The organism is Yoonia sp. F2084L, assembly GCF_023015625.1.
In the GTDB taxonomy this organism is placed as follows: domain Bacteria; phylum Pseudomonadota; class Alphaproteobacteria; order Rhodobacterales; family Rhodobacteraceae; genus Yoonia.
Map to the genome: position 1 here is coordinate 531,195 of NZ_JALKAH010000003.1, position 13,300 is coordinate 544,494.

Annotated in this window: 17 protein-coding genes; 13 read left to right on the forward strand and 4 right to left on the reverse strand. The window is 58.8% G+C overall.

Annotated features, from left to right (window positions below; genetic code table 11):
• Nucleotides 1–23 precede the first annotated feature (23 nt).
• Nucleotides 24–422: a response regulator gene (locus MWU60_RS11325; protein ID WP_247227410.1), complete on the forward strand. Its 399-nt coding sequence runs from the start codon at nucleotides 24–26 to the stop codon at nucleotides 420–422.
• On the opposite strand, the gene MWU60_RS11330 is transcribed toward MWU60_RS11325, so the two are convergent.
• Nucleotides 376–1,353, reverse strand: a complete 978-nt coding sequence (locus MWU60_RS11330; RefSeq protein WP_247227411.1) for a glutathione S-transferase family protein — start codon at nucleotides 1,351–1,353, stop codon at nucleotides 376–378. The two genes, MWU60_RS11325 and MWU60_RS11330, sit on opposite strands and share 47 nt — an antisense overlap.
• Nucleotides 1,354–1,657: 304 nt before the next feature.
• Here MWU60_RS11330 and MWU60_RS11335 point away from each other — a divergent pair, with 304 nt between their 5' ends.
• The 8 genes from MWU60_RS11335 to MWU60_RS11370 all read left to right on the forward strand — a co-directional run bounded on the left by MWU60_RS11335 (nucleotide 1,658) and on the right by MWU60_RS11370 (nucleotide 8,830).
• A complete protein-coding gene (locus tag MWU60_RS11335) occupies nucleotides 1,658–1,870 on the forward strand; it encodes a DUF6732 family protein (protein WP_247227412.1) in 213 nt (70 codons plus the stop codon).
• Nucleotides 1,867–3,072, forward strand: coding sequence for a sirohydrochlorin chelatase (locus MWU60_RS11340; protein ID WP_247227413.1), 1,206 nt, complete (start codon nucleotides 1,867–1,869; stop codon nucleotides 3,070–3,072). The genes MWU60_RS11335 and MWU60_RS11340 overlap by 4 nt, the downstream gene beginning before the upstream one ends.
• Nucleotides 3,073–3,136: 64 nt before the next feature.
• On the forward strand, nucleotides 3,137–3,772 hold the full coding sequence (locus MWU60_RS11345; RefSeq protein ID WP_247227414.1) for a precorrin-8X methylmutase: 636 nt from the start codon (nucleotides 3,137–3,139) through the stop codon (nucleotides 3,770–3,772).
• 62 nt (nucleotides 3,773–3,834) lie between these two features.
• A complete protein-coding gene (gene cbiE, locus MWU60_RS11350) occupies nucleotides 3,835–5,037 on the forward strand; it encodes a precorrin-6y C5,15-methyltransferase (decarboxylating) subunit CbiE (RefSeq protein WP_247227415.1) in 1,203 nt (400 codons plus the stop codon).
• Nucleotides 5,034–5,735, forward strand: a complete 702-nt coding sequence (gene cobI / locus MWU60_RS11355) for a precorrin-2 C(20)-methyltransferase (RefSeq protein ID WP_247227416.1) — start codon at nucleotides 5,034–5,036, stop codon at nucleotides 5,733–5,735. The genes cbiE and cobI overlap by 4 nt, the downstream gene beginning before the upstream one ends.
• Nucleotides 5,726–7,534, forward strand: a complete 1,809-nt coding sequence (gene cobJ / locus MWU60_RS11360) for a precorrin-3B C(17)-methyltransferase (RefSeq protein WP_247227417.1) — start codon at nucleotides 5,726–5,728, stop codon at nucleotides 7,532–7,534. Before cobI ends, cobJ begins: the two co-directional genes overlap by 10 nt.
• Nucleotides 7,535–7,625: 91 nt before the next feature.
• A complete protein-coding gene (gene cobM / locus MWU60_RS11365) occupies nucleotides 7,626–8,393 on the forward strand; it encodes a precorrin-4 C(11)-methyltransferase (protein WP_247227418.1) in 768 nt (255 codons plus the stop codon).
• Nucleotides 8,394–8,482: 89 nt separating this feature from the next.
• Nucleotides 8,483–8,830 (forward strand): hypothetical protein, encoded by a 348-nt coding sequence (locus tag MWU60_RS11370; RefSeq protein ID WP_247227419.1) that lies wholly within the window; start codon nucleotides 8,483–8,485, stop codon nucleotides 8,828–8,830.
• 4 nt (nucleotides 8,831–8,834) lie between these two features.
• On the opposite strand, the gene MWU60_RS11375 is transcribed toward MWU60_RS11370, so the two are convergent.
• The 3 genes from MWU60_RS11375 to MWU60_RS11385 are packed head-to-tail and all read right to left on the reverse strand — an operon-like array spanning nucleotide 8,835 to nucleotide 10,672.
• Nucleotides 8,835–10,004 (reverse strand): MalY/PatB family protein, encoded by a 1,170-nt coding sequence (locus tag MWU60_RS11375; protein WP_247227420.1) that lies wholly within the window; start codon nucleotides 10,002–10,004, stop codon nucleotides 8,835–8,837.
• A gap of 57 nt (nucleotides 10,005–10,061) precedes the next feature.
• Nucleotides 10,062–10,268 carry a helix-turn-helix transcriptional regulator gene (locus tag MWU60_RS11380; RefSeq protein WP_247227421.1) on the reverse strand — a complete coding sequence of 69 codons (207 nt, stop codon included), beginning with the start codon at nucleotides 10,266–10,268 and terminating at the stop codon, nucleotides 10,062–10,064.
• Nucleotides 10,265–10,672: a hypothetical protein gene (locus MWU60_RS11385; RefSeq protein WP_247227422.1), complete on the reverse strand. Its 408-nt coding sequence runs from the start codon at nucleotides 10,670–10,672 to the stop codon at nucleotides 10,265–10,267. Before MWU60_RS11385 ends, MWU60_RS11380 begins: the two co-directional genes overlap by 4 nt.
• 118 nt (nucleotides 10,673–10,790) lie before the next feature.
• Here MWU60_RS11385 and def (MWU60_RS11390) point away from each other — a divergent pair, with 118 nt between their 5' ends.
• The 4 genes from def (MWU60_RS11390) to fmt are packed head-to-tail and all read left to right on the forward strand — an operon-like array spanning nucleotide 10,791 to nucleotide 13,227.
• Nucleotides 10,791–11,312: a peptide deformylase gene (gene def / locus MWU60_RS11390; RefSeq protein WP_247227423.1), complete on the forward strand. Its 522-nt coding sequence runs from the start codon at nucleotides 10,791–10,793 to the stop codon at nucleotides 11,310–11,312.
• An 11-nt stretch (nucleotides 11,313–11,323) separates the two neighbouring features.
• The gene (gene def, locus MWU60_RS11395; RefSeq protein ID WP_247227497.1) at nucleotides 11,324–11,779 is read left to right on the forward strand and encodes a peptide deformylase; all 456 of its coding nucleotides are present in this window, start codon (nucleotides 11,324–11,326) and stop codon (nucleotides 11,777–11,779) included.
• Nucleotides 11,776–12,276, forward strand: a complete 501-nt coding sequence (def, locus tag MWU60_RS11400; RefSeq protein WP_247227424.1) for a peptide deformylase — start codon at nucleotides 11,776–11,778, stop codon at nucleotides 12,274–12,276. Before def (MWU60_RS11395) ends, def (MWU60_RS11400) begins: the two co-directional genes overlap by 4 nt.
• A gap of 51 nt (nucleotides 12,277–12,327) precedes the next feature.
• Nucleotides 12,328–13,227: a methionyl-tRNA formyltransferase gene (gene fmt, locus MWU60_RS11405; RefSeq protein ID WP_247227425.1), complete on the forward strand. Its 900-nt coding sequence runs from the start codon at nucleotides 12,328–12,330 to the stop codon at nucleotides 13,225–13,227.
• Nucleotides 13,228–13,300 lie beyond the last annotated feature (73 nt).

The window sequence follows — 13,300 nt, forward strand, 5'->3', positions numbered from 1 at the left end:
CGTGTCTGATAATTGGAGCAAACATGCGGGCCTTGATAGTCCACAGAAACGAACAACTCGGTCGGGTTTGGCAACGCCATCTTGAACGGTTGAATGTTAACGTATCGCTTGTTCATACAGCCGAAAGCGCGCTCGATACGATTGAAACGACGCGTTACGATGTGATCGTGCTTGATCTTGTCCTGACGAAGGGCAGTGCGCTGGCGGTGGCTGACCTTGTGCAGTTTCGTCAGCCACGCGCGAATGTTGTGTTCGTCACTGATACGACCTTTTTCTCAGATGGGTCGATCTTCAACCATGCAGCCAACGCGCGCGCCTTTGTAAAAACCGCGACACCGCCACGCGATCTTGCCGCGATTGTGCATCACTACGGCGCTAGTCGCCACGACCGTGAGGCGTATCGTAGTTTAGTACCGGGTTAATCGGTAGGATGCGATGCGGGTTAATCGTCTCGTGGCTATAGTGATAGTGGCGCACGATGTGATCCATGTTGACGGTCTCGGCGATGCCGGGAACCTGATAAAGTTCGCGCAGATAGCCTGACAGGTTCGGATAATCCGCGATCCGCCTGCGGTTACACTTGAAGTGCAGGTGATAGACGGGATCAAAGCGTACCAGCGTCGTCCACAACCGCCAATCGGCCTCGGTCAGGCGATCACCCATCAGATAGCGGTTGTCCGTCAAGCGATCTTCCAGCCAGTCCAATGTATCAAAAAGTGGGTGGATGGCTTTGTCATAGGCCGCTTGCGTGGTCGCAAAGCCGGATTTGTAAACGCCGTTGTTCAGTGTGTCGTAAATCCGGTCATTTACGGGGGCGATGGCGTCACGCAGTTCTTCGGGCCAGTAGTCATCCGTATTGCCGGTGATGCCGTCGAACGCAGTATTGAACATGCGAATGATCTCGGAACTTTCGTTGGAAACGATTGTGCCCCGCGTCTTGTCCCATAAAATCGGTACAGTCACGCGGCCCGTCATATCTGGCAGCGCCTTGAGATAAATATCACGCGCGAAAGGCAACCCAAAAAGGGTGTCCCCGGTGGCGCCGTTTTCATCTGTCTCAAAGGTCCAGCCGTCCGACAGCATATCGGGGTGAACCGCAGAAATGCCGATACGATCGGTCAGCCCTTTGAGCTTGCGAAAAATCAAGGTGCGATGCGCCCAAGGGCAGGCGTATGAGACATAGAGATGATAGCGCCCGCTTTCCGCCGGAAATCCATCCGTCCCAGAAGGGCCCGCCGACCCATCTGCAGTAATCCAGTTACGAAACTGTGCATCTTTGCGCACGAAAGCGCCGCCGCTCTTTTTGGTGTCATACCAAACGTCATGCCAAACGCCGTCTACAAGCTGGCCCATCTTTGATCATCCTTTTGTCGTGTTGCCTGATCATCTAGAGCCTTTGCGCCGCCGAACAAAGCGGTGTTAGGGCGCATCATCCGTGCATCTGCGCACAGTGATGCTGCTGCCGCCCTCGCGCGCATTTGGGTCGCTTAAGCGTTTGCCCTGCGACCCGCCTGCGACTATACGAGATTCTGACGAAGCCCGATGAGGGCCAGAGAGGTTGGAGATGGTACGGTTGACCCAAAACGGGAACCAGACATCGCATCGTCAAGACCCGGTGACCGGGGCCTCTTGTTATGTGCTGAAACGGAGGAAGCCAATGCGGGGACTGCTTACTTTTCTTTTTATGTGTGCCGGGTCATCAGCGATGGCTCATCCGGGCCATTGGGCCGATGTCGCAGGTCATGATCATTGGGTTGCGGGGGCTGCAATTGGACTGGCCGGGATTGCTGCAATTTGGGGCGTGCTGAAGGGCAAGAAGGAAAAAGAGGCGGCTGAGGCCGAAGAGGCTTTGGAAGAGGAAAACGCATGAAAACCGGTGTGATGATTTGCGGTCACGGATCGCGCAGCCAATCCGCCGTGGACGAATTTGCGACACTGGCAGACAAGCTGCCCGCTTATCTGCCCGCAGACTGGATGACCGACTATGGCTATCTGGAGTTTGCCAACCCCGTCATCCGCGACGGGTTGGACAAACTGCGCGAAGCGGGCTGCGAACGGATTCTGGCCGTGCCCGGCATGCTTTTTGCTGCGATGCACGCGAAGAATGATATCCCCACCGTGCTTAACACCTATGCGGCTAAGCATGACATCAAGGTGCAATATGGCCGCGAGCTGGGCGTTGACCCCAAGATGATCGCTGCCGCGGCTGGTCGTATTCAAGCCGCTGTGGATCAGGCCAATGCCGACCACGGCGAGATGCCACTGCATGAGACTTGCCTTGTGGTGATCGGGCGGGGTGCTTCTGACCCCGATGCCAACGGCAATGTGGCCAAGATCGCGCGTATGCTGCAAGAGGGCATGGGCTTTGGTTGGTGCGAGGTCGGGTATTCCGGCGTGACCTTCCCATTGGTAGAGCCTTGTCTACAACACGTCGCACGTCTGCCCTATAAGCGGGTCATTGTGTTCCCCTACTTCCTGTTCTCAGGCATCCTGATCGACCGAATTTACGGGTTCACTGATCAGGTTGCCGCCGAACATTCCGACATTCAGTTCATCAAAGCAGCCTACTTGGGCGACCACCCCAAGGTGCTGGAAACCTTTGCCGAACGGATCATGGAGCAAATCAGCGACACACCACCACCCAACTGCGGTATCTGCGGTTATCGCAGTCAGGTTCTGGCGCTGGAAGAGGGCGGCCATCACCACATCAGCGCCGAAGACCGCAGCCACCCCGCCGTTGGGGCTGTGCCGCCGCCAACGTGCGTTCTGTGCAAATACCGGACTGCTGTGCTCGGGTTCGAGGGCGAAGTCGGTGCTGTACAGGAAAGCCATCACCATCATGTCGAAGGGCAGGGCGCCAATGCGCCGGGCTCAAACGTGGCCGATTGCGCGCTGTGCGATGCTTTCTGCACCGGTATGTGCCGACTTGAGGCCGCAGATCACCACCACCATCATCACCACGAACACGATCATCACCATGATCACGACCATGACCACCACCATCACGCGCCTTATCCACATGCCAAACACCCGCATGGCCCGGAAAGTGCGCGTAAGACGAAAGTCAGCTAATCGTCTTATCCAAAAAGCCCCGCCAGAGGCTCTGGCGGGGGCCACCCCAAACAAAGGCCAGCCCTTGCGCCCCTACGAAACAGACCCTCAGGCGATCTACGCACAAAGCTTTGCAACTGTCCGCAATGAGGCACGCCTAGAGCGTTTCGCGCCTGCCATGCATCCGCTGATCACGCGTCTTATCCACGCCTGCGGAATGGTGGAAGTGGCCGACAGGTTGGTGTTTTCGGAAGGAGCTGCCTTGGCCGGGCACGCAGCGCTCAAGGCTGGTGCGCCGATCCTGTGTGATTGCGAAATGGTGGGTGCAGGGATCATCCGACGCTATTTGCCTGCGGAAAATGAAGTGATCGTTACGCTGAATGACGCCGCGGTCCCACAGCTGGCGCAAGACATTGGCAACACACGCTCTGCCGCAGCGGTAGAGTTGTGGCGCGATAGGATTGAGGGCGCGGTCGTTGCCATCGGCAATGCGCCAACTGCGCTATTTCACCTGCTGGAACTGCTGGATGCAGGCTGGCCGAAACCTGCTGTGATCCTGGGCTTTCCGGTCGGCTTTGTCGGTGCGGCTGAAAGCAAGGCAGAATTGGCATCCGACCCACGCGGTTGTGACTACGTCGCCTTGCGCGGACGGCGCGGTGGCTCTGCAATGGCCTCGGCGGCGGTGAACGCGTTGGCCGCGGGATTGCCCGAAGATGCGTAGGGTGGCGCTTGTCATGCCCTATGGGCATTCCGCGCGAAGCATCCCGCAGGGGGCGACAAGCGATGGCTGATCCTTGGCTCCACATCGTCGGTATCGGTGAAGACGGCATGGACGGTCTGGTCCCTGCCACACGCGCTGTCGTTGAAGCCGCCGAGATCATCATCGGCGGAGAGCGCCATCATACGCTGACCGAAAACCTAACAGCAGAACGGCTGGCATGGCCGTCTCCTTTCGACGCACTGATTTCGACGATTGAAGGACTGCGCGGCAAGCGTGTGGTTATCCTTGCTACCGGCGATCCTCTTTGGTTTTCCATCGGTGCGCGCATCGGCCGGGCGATTGATCCGTCCGAGATTATTTACCACCCGCAACTCTCCGCGTTTCAGCTGGCGTCTGCCCGCATGGGCTGGTCCTTGCCGGATGTGGAGACGCTGACGGTGCATGGCCGCCCGGTTGAGCAGATGATTGCGTTCATCCAACCTGATGCGCAACTCCTTGTCCTGACAACAGGGGCGGAAACGCCGGCACAGATCGCGCAGTTCCTGACGGCGCGGGGCTTCGGGCAGTCGAACATGACCGTTCTGGCCGCGATGGGCGGCAAAGATGAAGCGCGCTTTGATGGGGTGGCCGAAAGCTGGGACCATACCGTGCCTGCCTTCAACACCCTCGCCGTCCATTGCATTGCGGCCCCCGATGCGGCCCTTTTGCCGCGCGTGCCGGGTTTGGCCGATGATCTGTTCCAATCTGATGGCACGATGACCAAGCAAGAGGTGCGTGCCGCCACCGTGGCCAAGCTGATGCCCATGCGCGGGGCGCTTTTGTGGGATATCGGCTGCGGCTGCGGATCGGTCGCGATCGAGTGGATGCGGGCGGCCCGCTATGCCCGTGCCGTAGGGATCGAACCGCGCGCAGACCGGCGTGCGATGGCTGCGGCCAATGCGCTGGCGCTGGGCGTGCCAAAGTTGGCCTTGGTTGAAGGGTCGGTGCCAGCGGCGCTGGAGGGGCTGGAAGCACCTGATGCGATCTTCATTGGCGGAGGGTTGAGCCGGGAAACTTTTGACGCCGCATGGCACGCCCTGCGCCCATTGGGCCGGTTGGTCGCGAATGCCGTGACGCTTGAAAGCGAGGCTGAGTTGATCGCGCTGCACAAGATGCATGGCGGGGACATGGTCAAACTCTCGGTGCATCGGGCCGAACCGGTAGGGCGGCTAACCGGGTGGCGACCGTTGATGCCTGTGACCCAGTGGAGCCTTGTGAAGCGATGACAGGGGTTCTTTATGGTGTTGGCTTGGGGCCCGGTGCGCCCGACCTGATAACGCTGCGCGCCGCAAGGTTGATTGAGCGGGCATCGGTTGTCGCCTACCCGACACTGGCCGGTGTTGCGAGTTTCGCGCGGTCCATTGCGGCAGACCTGATTGCGCCGGATGCGCGCGAAATCGTGATGGATGTCCCGATGTCGGTTGAACGCGCACCTGCGCAGGAAGCCTATGACAAAGGTGCGGCAGAGATTGCAGCCACTTTGGATGCTGGACATGATGTTATCTGTCTTTGCGAAGGCGACCCCTTTTTCTATGGATCCTTTATGTACCTCTTTGCGCGGCTGTCAGAGCGGTACCGGGTCGAGGTCGTGCCCGGTGTCACCTCCGTCACCGCATGTGCTGCGCGCGCTGGTATGCCTTTGGCCGCCCGAAATGAACGTCTGACGGTACTGCCGGGGCCTTTACCAGAGGCTGAGTTGCGTGCGCGCATTGAAGGCGCGGAAAGCGTTGTGATCATGAAGGTCGGGCGGCATCTGGCGAAGATTCGCGCTGTGATTGAGGACCTTGGGCTGACGGCAGATGCCGTCTATGTCGAACGGGCCACCTTGGCCGAAGAAGTTGTTCTGCCGCTTGCGGATGCGCCCGAAAAGGCGCCGTATTTTTCGATGATCCTGTTGACGAAAGGGGCCGATCCTTGGCTTTGAAACCGGTTGTTCTGGCGCTATCGCGCTCTGGTGAACCTGTGGCGCACCGCGTCGCGGCCACCCTTGGTGCGCAGGTCCATGGTCGCGAAGGCCGGGTTGATCAAGCGGATGCGTTTTTTGCCAATGCGCTGGATCACGCGCGGGATTTGTTTGCCGCAGGGGTGCCGATTGTTGGGGTATGTGCGTCAGGTATTTTGATCCGGGCGGTGGCCCCCCTGCTTGCCGACAAAACAAAAGAGCCGCCGGTGATTTCGGTGTCCGATGACGGTGCTGTTGTTGTGCCGCTATTGGGCGGGCATCGGGGTGCCAATAAGCTATCGGCGCAGATTGCAGCGGCGATGGATGCGGTATCGGCGGTGACCACTGCGGGTGATGTGGCGCTGGGGATTGCATTGGATGAACCGCCTGCCGGATGGCGGCTGGTCAATCGCGGGGATGCCAAAGCGGCGATGGCCGGTTTGCTTGCCGGTGGTGGTGCCGAGGTGATTGGCGATGCGGCTTGGCTGGCGGACTTGCCCAAAGGTGATGGACTACGCTTGTCCTGCACGATGGACTGGCAGGATGATTTGGGCGCGGCGCATTTGCAGTTTGCGCCGCAGCGGCTGACCTTGGGGGTCGGATGTGCGCGCAATTGCCCGGCCGAGGAACTGGCAGCGTTGGTTGCCACTGTCTTGAAAGAGGCGGGTGTTACGCCAGAGGCCGTGCATTCGGTCAACACCATTTCGTTGAAGGCCGATGAGCCTGCGATCATCGCATTGGCGGCAGATTTAGGCGTTCCGCTGCGCTTGTTTGAGGCGGATGCATTGGAAACGCAGACACCGTGGTTGCAGAACCCTTCTGACGTGGTCTTTGCCGAAGTGGGGACGCATGGCGTGGCCGAGGCGGCGGCGCTTGTGCAGGCAGGTGAGGCTGGAGCGTTCTTGGTACCAAAGCGCAAGACGGCCAATGCAACCTGCGCTTTGGTTGTTTCGCCAGAGCCTCTGGTTGAATTTCGGGGGCGCGCGCGGGGTCGTTTGTCGGTTGTTGGTATCGGTCCGGGTCAAGCGGCGTGGCGCACGCCGGAAGTGTCGCGCTTGGTAGCCGAGGCTGAGGAACTGGTGGGCTATGGTCTTTATATTGATTTGCTGGGGCCGCTGGCCGTGGGCAAAGAACGGTCTGATTTTCCGCTGGGCGGCGAAGAGGATCGTTGCCGTTATGCCTTGGAACAAGCCGGGAAGGGCAAAAACGTAGCCCTTATCTGTTCTGGTGACGCGGGCATTTACGCGATGGCCGCTTTGGTGTTTGAACTGCTGGACCGCGGGCCTGACCAGATGGGTGTGACGGATGCAGCCCGCCGGGTTGAGGTTGTCTGCTCGCCCGGCGTCAGTGCCTTACAAGGGGCGGCGGCCCGTGCGGGCGCGCCTTTGGGGCATGATTTCTGTGCGATTTCCCTGTCGGATTTGCTGACCCCGCGCGAAGATATCATCAAGCGGTTGAAGGCGGCGGCAGAGGGGGATTTCGTTATTGCGTTTTACAACCCGGTTTCGATGCGCAGACGGACGCTTTTGGCGGAAGCGCGGGATATTTTGCTGCAGCATCGCCCGGCGGATACGCCGGTGATGTTGGCGTCATCCTTGGGTCGTCCGGAAGAGCATGTGCGCTATCGCAGGCTGGATGAATTGGAAGTGGATGAGGTGGATATGTTGACCGTTGTTTTGATTGGGTCGTCCCATTCACGCTTGGCCGCTCTTGGTGAAGGGCCGCGGATGTATACCCCGCGCGGCTATGCCCGTAAGATTGACGGGGATCTGGCGGGATGACGCTGTTTGGCTGGCGCCAAATGCGCCCCACCCGCCATCCCAAAGCCTCCGGCGGAAGTTTGATTGGACGAAGAAAGAGGGGGGTTTGCGCATGACCGTTTACTTTATTGGAGCAGGGCCTGGTGATCCGGAGTTGCTGACCTTGAAGGCGGCGCGGATTATCGGGGCGTGCCCGGTTTGTCTTTATGCAGGATCTCTTGTGCCAGCCGAGGTAGTTGCCTGTGCCCCCGAAGGTGCGCTGGTGATGGATACCGCGCCAATGACGCTGGATGACACCCACGGTGAGATTTTGAAGGCCCATGCGCAGGGACAGGATGTGGCCCGCGTGCATTCAGGTGATCCGTCGCTTTATGGCGCGATTGCTGAGCAAATTCGGCGGTTGAAAGCGGATGGGATCGACTATCAGATCATACCCGGTGTGCCTGCTTATGCAGCTGCTGCGGCGGCTTTAGGGACCGAATTGACCGTGCCGGAGGTTGCGCAGTCGATCATTCTGACCCGGATGTCGATGAAATCAACCGGTATGCCTGCTGGTGAGACCCTTGAGAATTTTGCCCGTACCGGTGCCACACTTGCGATCCATCTGGGTATTCGCGCGCTGCGCGAGATCGAGCGACAGTTGGCACCTCACTATGGCGAGGATTGCCCGGTGGCTGTGATTTACCGCGTCGGCTGGCCGGATCAGATGATCATTCGTGGCACGCTGATGGATGTCCGCGAGAAGGTGCGTGCGGCAAAAATCACCCGCACTGCGCTGATCCTTGTGGGTCCCGCCTTGTCTGATTCGCACGGGTTTCCTGACAGTGCCTTGTATGATGCGGCGAAACCGCATGTGTTGCGACCGCGCGTTAAGGCCTAGTTTTAAGGGGTTGCCGCAGTGCGGCGCATTTTGTCATTTAATTGTTAACCATGTAAGGGCATGTTCTAACTAACCTGGAGGGGTTTGTTATGTATACGTTTTTGCCTGATGCGGTACGTCAGGGTTTGGAAGAAGCGCGGAAGGCTGCACTGAAGCGTAAGGATCGGCTTTCGGTCCATGATGGCGATGATACTTATCCTATTCGCCGGTTCTGGGATGGCGGCTTTGCGCTTGAACTGGATGGAACGGATCGTTTGCGCGGCCATGTCGATATTTATGACGGTCCCAAGCATCTTTACACCTGCCTTGTCGTGTCCTCGGTTGACGAGGATTTTGAGCGGGTGTTCGAGTTTAAGTGGGCAACACCAGTGGCGACCAAGCCTGCTGCGGATTTTGTCCGGCCAGATTTTGTGCCAGCCGGACTGATCGAGCAATAAACCTCTACTGAAGGTCCGAGAATGCTGTTTGCAAACGCGCAACGGCGTCTTCAATCTGTGCTTTTGGCGCGCCAAGGTTGAACCGCAGGAAACTGTCGCCGCCTTTGCCGAATGTCGGCCCGTGGTTGGCGGCGATCTTCGCTTTGTCCTGCACCCGCGCTGTGAACTCTTCGCGTGACATGCCTGTGTTGGCAAAATCCACCCAAGCCAGATAGGTGGCCTCAAGGTTCATTGACGCCAGGCCAGGGATCGCGTTGACACCTGCGTCGAAAATCTTGCGGTTGGTGTCGAGGTACTCGCGCAATTTATCCACCCAGGCGGCCCCTTCAGGTGAATAGGCAGCGGTTGCCATGAACAGGCCAAAGCTATTGGCCGATAGTCCCAGTGCGGCCATCCGCTTGGCAAACCTCGCGCGCAGATCAGGGTCTTCGATAATCACATTGCCCGAGTGGCTGCCTGCAATGTTGAAAGTCTTTGTGGTGGCTGTCATCATCACCAGTCGGTCGGTGATCCCGTCAATATGGCTCATCGGGATATGCGTGTGGCCGGGCATTGTCAGATCGTGGTGGATTTCGTCGGAGACGAGGATCAATTCGTGCCGCTTGGCGAAGGCCGCGACCGCTTGCAACTCGGCCTTGGTCCAGACCCGTCCACCGGGGTTATGGGGTGAGCAAAGGATCACCATCCGCTCGTTGCCCGTCATCTGCGCATCGTAGGCGGTAAAGTCCATTTCATAGCGGCCATCTGTGTTGACCAACGCGCATTCAACGACCTGTCGGTCGGCGGCGTCAATGACCCGTGCAAATGCGTGGTAGACTGGCGTGAACAAGACCACACCGTCGCCGGGGTTGGTGAAGGCGTCGATGCACATGGCCGTGCCATTGACGAGCCCATGCGTCGTGAAAATCCATGACGGGTCGATGGACCAACCGTGGCGTGTTTCCATCCACCACTGGATCGCTGCTTTGTATTTGCTGTCGTCGCCAAAGTAGCCATAGACGCCGTGATCGACCATATCCTGCACGGACTTCTGGATGCAGGGCGCGGCGGCGAATTCCATATCGGCCACCCACATTGAAATCCCCTCATCCGGGCTGACGCCATAAAGCGCCTCCATGCTGTCCCATTTGACACAGTGGGTGTTCCGGCGGTCGGGGGCGTGGTCGAATGTCATTGCGTACTCCATGTCTTAGCGGCGTCAGGCTAAGCACCAGCGGGCGGAGTGCAAGGGTTATTCCGGCAGTTCAAACAGATCGTGCACGCTGCAACCCAGCTCATCTGCCAGCGTCAAGGCGAGGGTGGTTGACGGGGTAAACACGCCATTCTCGATGGTGTTGATGGTTTTGCGAGAGACGCCAACCAAATCCGCCAGTTCCGCTTGGGTCAGCTTGGCCTGCGCGCGATACGCGCGCAGGTGCACAATCAACTTTGCCGTCATTCAGCGCGCCCACGCATCACCGAAACGACGTAGTGCGCCGGTGGCACCGCGCCTAATACAGGCCCAAGCCAATAGAAGGCGATGGCTGGGTCCATGAGGTCTGTCAGGCTAAGCGCCAGAAATGCGATGAATACCCAAAGCACCGCCCAGAAGCCGAAGATCAGGCTGTCGCGATGGGCGGCGGTGTTTTGTTCGTCCCACGCCGCATCTGCTGCATCGGGGTAACGCAGGTGGAGCACAACTGATAGCGCCGCATAGCCAAAAGCCACGGTGCCGATAATGCCCGCCCAGACTAAGCCCGATGGACCAACGGACAAGAACGCGGCGACCAAAGCGGCGATTGTCGTGACGACAATGGCTGCGCTGCCGAACAGGCGCGCGCGGCTGATAGGATTTGCAGACATGACTTCTCCTTCTTTTTCTACGAGTAACCTTTGGGTTACATAGTGAGACCTGCATGTAACGTCAAGGTTACATTTCGGCGACGTTGCATTTTGCCTGATTGCGGCCTAAATCACGGGCATGGCTTTGCGAAATATACTTATTCACCCCGACCCGCGTTTGAAGAAGGTGGCGACCCCTGTGGCGTCGGTCACGGATGAACTGCGCCGTCAGGCTGATGACATGTTAGAGACGATGTATCACGCGCCCGGAATTGGTCTCGCTGCTCCGCAGATTGCGGTGATGAACCGGATGCTGGTGATGGACTGCGCCAAGGAAGATGACGCGACCCCGGAACCGATGGTCTTGATCAACCCTGAGGTGGTTTGGACCTCGGAGGAACGCAACATCTATGACGAGGGCTGTTTGTCCATTCCCGAGCAATATGCCGAAGTGGAACGCCCCGCAGAGGTTGAGGTGACGTGGATGAACCTTGATGGCCAGACAAAGCGCGAGCGATTTGATGGACTGTGGGCCACCTGCGTGCAACATGAGATCGACCACTTGGATGGCAAGCTGTTCATCGACTACCTCAAGCCGCTGAAACGCCAGCTGATCACCCGCAAGATGCAAAAGCTGAAACGTGAAATGGCGCGAGGTTAGGCGGGTTGGCTGTGCGTCCGCTGCGCTTTGAAGGTGATCCGGTTTTGTTGCAGACGGCAGCCGCCGTCGATCAGTTTGATGATGATCTGGCCGTGCTTGTCCGCGATATGTTTGAAACGATGTATGCCGCCCCCGGGCGTGGATTGGCCGCCCCACAGATAGGCGTCAGCCGCCGTGTGTTTGTGGTGGATACCGACTGGAAAGAGGCAGAGCCTGCGCCGATGATCTTTGTGAACCCGCAGATCACTGCGCGTGCGACACATGAAGTGCAGGGGACTGAAGCGTGTTTGTCTATTCCGGGCAAAAGCTTTGATGTGATGCGTCCGGCTTGGGTTGAAGTGGCTTGGCAGGATTTGGATGGTACAGCGCAACAGGCCCGCTTTGACGGCGTGCAGGCGATCTGTGTTTGTCACGAGTTGGACCATTTGAACGGCCTTTTGATTACGCAGACAGGAACGTTGCAATGACACATCGACCGTTCGTGATGTGGCCGCACCCGGCTCTGCGGACCCCCGCGGTGGCTGTTGATGGGATCACGGATGAGGTGCGCGCGATCTGGGATGAGATGATCATCGCCATGGATATGATGCCCGGCGTGGGCTTGGCCGCTCCGCAACTGGGGATCGGGACGGCTTTGGCGGTTGTTGATGCCTCACAAGAGCGGGGACAGGCGATCCGCATGGCGAACCCGATCATTTTGCATAGCAGCGTAGAACCACGTGTGCATGAAGAAGGATCGCCCAATTTACCCGGTGTCTGGGCCAAGGTGACGCGGCCTCGTGCTGTGACCGTGCGGTTTCTGAATGCGGATGGGCAATGGGACCGGCAGGATTTTGTGGGCCTTTGGGCGACGTCGGTGCAGCACCAAATCGACCATTTGGCCGGGCGGATGTTTTTTGATCACCTGACGCGGGTGAAGCGGGATATGCTGATTAAGAAATCTGCCAAAATGCGGCGCGGCTAGCGTCGGAATGCCTCCGGCGGAAGTTTGATTGGACGAAGAAAGTCGAAGCTCATGCGAATAATCTTTATGGGAACGCCCGACTTTTCGGTGCCGGTTTTAGAGGCGCTTGTTGAGGCAGAACATGAGGTCGTGGCAGTTTACTGTCAGCCACCTCGTCCGGCGGGGCGTGGCAAGAAGGACCGTCCGTCATCGGTGCAGCTGCGCGCAGAGGCGTTGGGTTTGGAGGTGCGGCATCCTGTTTCGCTGAAAGGGGATGCAGAACAGGCGGAATTTGCGGCACTTGATGCCGATATCGCTGTGGTGGTCGCCTACGGCCTGATCTTGCCGCAGGCCATTTTGGATGCGCCCGCATATGGGTGCCTGAACATTCATGCCTCGCTTTTGCCGCGCTGGCGTGGGGCCGCGCCGATCCACCGCGCAATCATGGCGGGCGACGCCCGGACCGGCGTTTGTATTATGCAGATGGAGGCGGGGCTGGATACGGGCCCGGTTTTGCTGCGTGAAGCGACGGATATTGATGCGGAAGAAACGACTGGCGCGTTGCATGGCCGGCTGTCGCGGATGGGGGCGGCGCTCGTGGTGCAGGCTTTGGCGCAGTTGCCTGATTTGGAACCGCAGGTGCAGCCGGAGGATGGCGTGACCTACGCTACCAAGATCGACAAGGCCGAGGCCCGCGTTGATTGGGCGCAGCCCGCAGTACAAGTGGATCGGCATATCCGTGGGCTGTCACCCTTTCCAGGTGCGTGGTGTATGGTGGGTGAGCATCGGATCAAACTGCTGGGATCGCGCGTTGTCGAAGGTTCAGGTCCGCCGGGCGCTGTTCTAGATGGGTTTACCATTGCTTGCGGAGATGGCGCGGTTGAGGTCACGGTTGCTCAACGACCGGGCAAGAAGGCCATGCCGGCCCGAGAGATCCTCCAAGGGCTTGATTTGAGCGATGTCCTGTGCTGATCCGCTCATCTGACAAGAGTGTCACGAATTGAACAGCATTTGCGAAAACCCGCTTGAGTGATGTTTTGCCCTT

Coding starts and splice junctions, on each gene's coding strand:
- MWU60_RS11325 (WP_247227410.1), top strand. CDS start 24: ATGCGGGCCTTGATAGTCCACAGAAACGAACAACTCGGTCGGGTTTGG.
- MWU60_RS11330 (WP_247227411.1), bottom strand. CDS start 1,353: ATGGGCCAGCTTGTAGACGGCGTTTGGCATGACGTTTGGTATGACACC.
- MWU60_RS11335 (WP_247227412.1), top strand. CDS start 1,658: ATGCGGGGACTGCTTACTTTTCTTTTTATGTGTGCCGGGTCATCAGCG.
- MWU60_RS11340 (WP_247227413.1), top strand. CDS start 1,867: ATGAAAACCGGTGTGATGATTTGCGGTCACGGATCGCGCAGCCAATCC.
- cbiE (WP_247227415.1), top strand. CDS start 3,835: ATGGCTGATCCTTGGCTCCACATCGTCGGTATCGGTGAAGACGGCATG.
- cobI (WP_247227416.1), top strand. CDS start 5,034: ATGACAGGGGTTCTTTATGGTGTTGGCTTGGGGCCCGGTGCGCCCGAC.
- cobM (WP_247227418.1), top strand. CDS start 7,626: ATGACCGTTTACTTTATTGGAGCAGGGCCTGGTGATCCGGAGTTGCTG.
- MWU60_RS11370 (WP_247227419.1), top strand. CDS start 8,483: ATGTATACGTTTTTGCCTGATGCGGTACGTCAGGGTTTGGAAGAAGCG.
- MWU60_RS11375 (WP_247227420.1), bottom strand. CDS start 10,004: ATGACATTCGACCACGCCCCCGACCGCCGGAACACCCACTGTGTCAAA.
- MWU60_RS11380 (WP_247227421.1), bottom strand. CDS start 10,268: ATGACGGCAAAGTTGATTGTGCACCTGCGCGCGTATCGCGCGCAGGCC.
- MWU60_RS11385 (WP_247227422.1), bottom strand. CDS start 10,672: ATGTCTGCAAATCCTATCAGCCGCGCGCGCCTGTTCGGCAGCGCAGCC.
- def (WP_247227423.1), top strand. CDS start 10,791: ATGGCTTTGCGAAATATACTTATTCACCCCGACCCGCGTTTGAAGAAG.
- def (WP_247227424.1), top strand. CDS start 11,776: ATGACACATCGACCGTTCGTGATGTGGCCGCACCCGGCTCTGCGGACC.
- fmt (WP_247227425.1), top strand. CDS start 12,328: ATGCGAATAATCTTTATGGGAACGCCCGACTTTTCGGTGCCGGTTTTA.